The sequence below is a fragment of the Halohasta salina genome, from assembly GCF_024178165.1.
Lineage (GTDB): Archaea > Halobacteriota > Halobacteria > Halobacteriales > Haloferacaceae > Halohasta > Halohasta salina.
In genome coordinates this window covers 1-3,739 of record NZ_JAMZIE010000022.1, presented here as the reverse complement: position 1 = coordinate 3,739, position 3,739 = coordinate 1, and the positions used below count along the sequence as shown (strand labels likewise).

Annotated in this window: 6 protein-coding genes and 1 pseudogene; 5 read left to right on the top strand and 2 right to left on the bottom strand. The window is 52.4% G+C overall.

What is annotated here, in order from left to right; translation table 11 throughout:
- The 4 genes from NKJ34_RS15655 to NKJ34_RS15640 all read left to right on the top strand — a co-directional run.
- On the top strand, window positions 1–117 hold a 117-nt coding region (locus NKJ34_RS15655; RefSeq protein WP_253738127.1), incomplete at its 5' end, for an integrase core domain-containing protein.
- Between the two features lie 50 nt (window positions 118–167).
- The gene (locus tag NKJ34_RS15650) at window positions 168–968 is read left to right on the top strand and encodes an alpha/beta fold hydrolase (RefSeq protein ID WP_253739226.1); all 801 of its coding nucleotides are present in this window, start codon (window positions 168–170) and stop codon (window positions 966–968) included.
- 276 nt (window positions 969–1,244) lie between these two features.
- Window positions 1,245–1,532, top strand: coding sequence for a DUF5789 family protein (locus NKJ34_RS15645; protein ID WP_253739225.1), 288 nt, complete (start codon window positions 1,245–1,247; stop codon window positions 1,530–1,532).
- Window positions 1,532–2,086 (top strand): adenylate kinase, encoded by a 555-nt coding sequence (locus NKJ34_RS15640; protein WP_253739224.1) that lies wholly within the window; start codon window positions 1,532–1,534, stop codon window positions 2,084–2,086. Before NKJ34_RS15645 ends, NKJ34_RS15640 begins: the two co-directional genes overlap by 1 nt.
- Window positions 2,087–2,116: 30 nt before the next feature.
- Here the strand turns inward: NKJ34_RS15640 and NKJ34_RS15635 are convergent, their stop codons facing one another.
- A complete protein-coding gene (locus NKJ34_RS15635; RefSeq protein ID WP_253739223.1) occupies window positions 2,117–2,665 on the bottom strand; it encodes a PIN domain-containing protein in 549 nt (182 codons plus the stop codon).
- Window positions 2,658–3,287, bottom strand: a complete 630-nt coding sequence (locus NKJ34_RS15630; protein WP_253739222.1) for a DUF7437 domain-containing protein — start codon at window positions 3,285–3,287, stop codon at window positions 2,658–2,660. The genes NKJ34_RS15635 and NKJ34_RS15630 overlap by 8 nt, the downstream gene beginning before the upstream one ends.
- Window positions 3,288–3,503: 216 nt before the next feature.
- Between NKJ34_RS15630 and NKJ34_RS15625 the strand changes: the two are divergent.
- Window positions 3,504–3,739: pseudogene (locus NKJ34_RS15625) on the top strand (RNA-guided endonuclease TnpB family protein); the annotation flags it as partial.

Below are 3,739 nucleotides of genomic sequence, written 5' to 3'. Positions count from 1 at the left end.
GTGGGCAGTCGGTCGAGCGTTCGTCGCTGGTGTTCGCAGTTTGTACATTATTATAACCGCCAGCGACCGCATCAATCGCTAGATGATCGAACGCCAACTGAGGAGGTCGCTAACTAGACAGTGCCGGTTTACCAAAAACCTAACTTGATTGTCTACTACTATTAGTTGTGCCAACGCAATCGGTTAACGGTACGGAGCTCTACTACGAATCAAGTGGACAGGGAACACCGGTCGTTTTCTTGCATGGTGTTCTGATGGGAAGTCGATTTTTCGTCGAACAATCATCACTTGCCGATGATTATCAGACGATTTTCGTCGACTTTCGAGGTCACGGACGGTCTGCCAAGCCTGAGACCGGTCATACGATTCCAACATATGCGGAGGATCTTGAGGGGTTCTTTGATGCGCTGGATCTAGACGATATTATCCTCGTGGGTTGGTCAATGGGATCGCTCGTCACGTGGGAATACATCTCGCAGTTCGGTACCGGTCGGCTCGACGGATTCGTGAGTGTCGAACAACAACCGCTTGATCTCAAGCAGGCAGATTACGACCACGGTGTCTTCGATTTCGAGGAGCTTCGAGGGCTCATGGAGCTTGCTCAAACCGATCCAAACGAGCTTGCCGAGACATTCATCGAACAAATGTTGGTCGAAGAACCAGATCACGCGACCGAGAACCTCCTTTTTGATGAAATCTCTCGTGTCCCACCGGCGATCAAGAGTGCCATTTTGTTCGACCAATCTGTTCGAGATTACCGATCAGCCCTTTCCAAAGTGGATGTTCCAACACTTGTCTGCGTCGGTGAAGATGAGACTCTTCTAGAAACCGGCGGTGTCGAATACGTTGCCGAGCACACACCCGATGCTGAACTCGTATGGTTCGAAAACAGTAGCCATTGTCCGTTCTTGGAAGAACCCAACCGGTTCAACACCGTCCTCGCTGGTTTCGTTGATTCACAACAATGAACACGAGAAGAACGGATCATCAAGCTGTGATGGAGATGGCTTAGTTTTGGCTGGTCTGGGGGTTTCACCCCCGCGGCGAGTAAGTTCGATCACTGCTCGAATCCAGGCCCGACACTGAACGAGTCTGCTGCGCAGGAGAGTTGGTTATGCTGGCACCACCGCCAGCGATCCCCAGCAGTATATGACTGTGTCCATTGATTCCACTTCAGTGATGAAATTTCTAAATGTAGATGAAAATACACAATTGTTATGCGTGTGTGATCCAACATACCACACATGCGCTTGCCAGAGACTCGTGATCTATTCGCGAGAAAACTAGAGTTCCCCGTTCCACGGGAGACGGTCGTAGAGACCGTGGGGAGTACAGAACTCTCACCTCCGGGAGGCGAAAGTACAACGATCCAATCGGTTATCGAAAGATCTGACATTGAGGAGTTCGGTTCGGCCGATGACCTCTATGATACGTTGATGTCGCTCGTTGGGGCTCGGTTTGTCGGACGTAGGTATTACGACGACCGTGGATCAATGCCAAAACAGGATGACGAAAGCGAGGTGAGTTTCTAATGTCAGTCACGCTAGTATCGGGTGTCACCGGTGTTGGGCTTTCGACCGTCTGCCAGGCGCTTCGGCGGAAACTCGGAGACGGGTACAAATTGGTGAACTTCGGCGACGTAATGCTGGAACAAGCCGCGACGAGAGGCCTAGCGACCGAACGAGGAGAGCTTGCCACACTCTCGCAACGAGAGACACGCCGTCTGCAGCGTCGTGCAGGCGAGTTTGTCGCCGACGAGGCCGAAGAAACGAACGTGATCCTCTCGACTCACTTGGCCGTAGAAACCCAGTCCGGCTACATACAGGGACTCCCTGAGGAGGTGCTCTACGATGTCTCACCAACCACGTTTGCTCTCGTTGAAGCGAGTCCGGAAACGATTCTTGAGCGTCGACGTAACGGGAGCCGTGAGATGCAGGAGGCGACCGAACGCAAGATCGACTTCGAGCAGGATCTCAATCGGTCTGCCGCGCTCCAGTACGCACGCGATCAGAACGCTCCGGTTCGGTTCATCGAAAACGAAGGCAGCGTTGAGGAGGCCGCTGAACGTCTCGTAGATGCGCTCTGAACGGAATGTTGTTGAATTGATTACGAGTAGTCAGTTCTGTTGTAACTCCATGTATTCTATCGCTGTCCAAATATCTGTGATCCGAATTCGACCTTCGTAGTACGTGTTCTTAATCACACCGGAGATCGCTTTTTCGGCGTTCCGGTCATCCATCAAAATCCCGACTGACTCGTGTGGTGTCGACCCGAGTAACATCACAGCGACTGCAGGCAGTTCTGAATCGGTCTTTCGCAACACATCTGGGTCGGTTTGTTCGAACTCTGCCAGTCGCTCATGGACTCGGTCCATGACTTCTCCAGCACGAGGCCCATCGTGAACTCGCACCCCCCGTTGCACGTCGTCGACTGTAGTGATCCACTCTGTCGTCGCTGCTCGGTCGACCCAGTCGATGCTGATGTATCCACGCTGTTCGGTCAGTTCCTCAACGACGCCACGACTCAGGTATAGCTGCCGACCTTCGGTCTGGACGTACTCAATAAACGTCTGGTACGTGTCGCTATCGGTTCCACCGATCGTTCGGAGAAAGCTCGTATCACAGATGAGGGCAGTCGGAAACGGCGATGGGTGTTCCTCACTCATCGGCACGCTGGTATGGGCTCTGATCGAGTGCCCGGTCGTGGACGTCGACGTCGAAGGAAACATCCTCCAATGTTGGATCGTGGTCTTTGACTACGGTGATGATACGTTCAATCGCCTGAGTGACTGCAATCGCTTCCACAGCAGGAATGTCAAGATCATCTGCGACGCCACGACGGGTTGTCTCGCCTTTCAGATACTCAATTGTCGCCATAACCACGGGCGCGAGGGCTGCCTTGCCGTGTCGGTCGACGAAAAGTTCCAGATCGTCGTCGACACTTGTTGCTCCGTAGACGGCAATAAGGACGGGACCGAGTTCGATGGTCGTTTGATCCGTCCAGTTACCGCTTACTGGGTCAGCACGCCAGAGTGACGATCCGTTTTCGTACGTATCCAGTTCCGTTGCGATGCCTAGCTCTGACAGTGTATTGGCGTATTTGTAGGCTGTACTCTTCGAGAGCCCTTGTCGATCACGAGCGGCAACAACTGTTGTTGGCGAATTGACCAGCAGATCCGTGTAAAACCGTGCGAGCTCTGGTATTCTCAACAGCTCCTGAATAACAAAGAACTGGTGTGCTGTCTGTCCAGCATCTGGTGACTGTGTGGAGGGTGGAGCTTTCGACATAGTGCATAGTTTGCGTACTGTAGACTAAAAGGTTCGCACAGGAGTTGCTACATTAGTAGTGTTATGGGAGAAACAAGGCTAAAACCTCGCCCTTCAGGGCGGGGATACAGCCGACTGACCTCTCACTAACCACGTTCGATATTATTGCTGGATATTCCACGTTCAGTCATTGATTTTAATGTGTAATCTTCCATAACTTGTTATGAACACAGGACGATGTTGGAGACTACCCGCACCTATCGGGCAAAAATCGTCAACCACCAGCAGGTGTGCGACGACCTCGATCAGTGTGGGCTCTCCGCGTCGAAGCTGTGGAATGTCGCCCGATACTACTCTCAAGGCCGCTGGGACGAAGACGGGGAAATTCCCGACGACAGCGAACTCAAATCAGAATTGAAAGACCACGAACGCTACAGTGACCTTCATTCTCAGTCAAGTCAGCGAGTTCTTGA

Coding starts and splice junctions, on each gene's coding strand:
- NKJ34_RS15640 (WP_253739224.1), top strand. CDS start 1,532: ATGTCAGTCACGCTAGTATCGGGTGTCACCGGTGTTGGGCTTTCGACC.
- NKJ34_RS15645 (WP_253739225.1), top strand. CDS start 1,245: ATGCGCTTGCCAGAGACTCGTGATCTATTCGCGAGAAAACTAGAGTTC.
- NKJ34_RS15630 (WP_253739222.1), bottom strand. CDS start 3,287: ATGTCGAAAGCTCCACCCTCCACACAGTCACCAGATGCTGGACAGACA.
- NKJ34_RS15635 (WP_253739223.1), bottom strand. CDS start 2,665: ATGAGTGAGGAACACCCATCGCCGTTTCCGACTGCCCTCATCTGTGAT.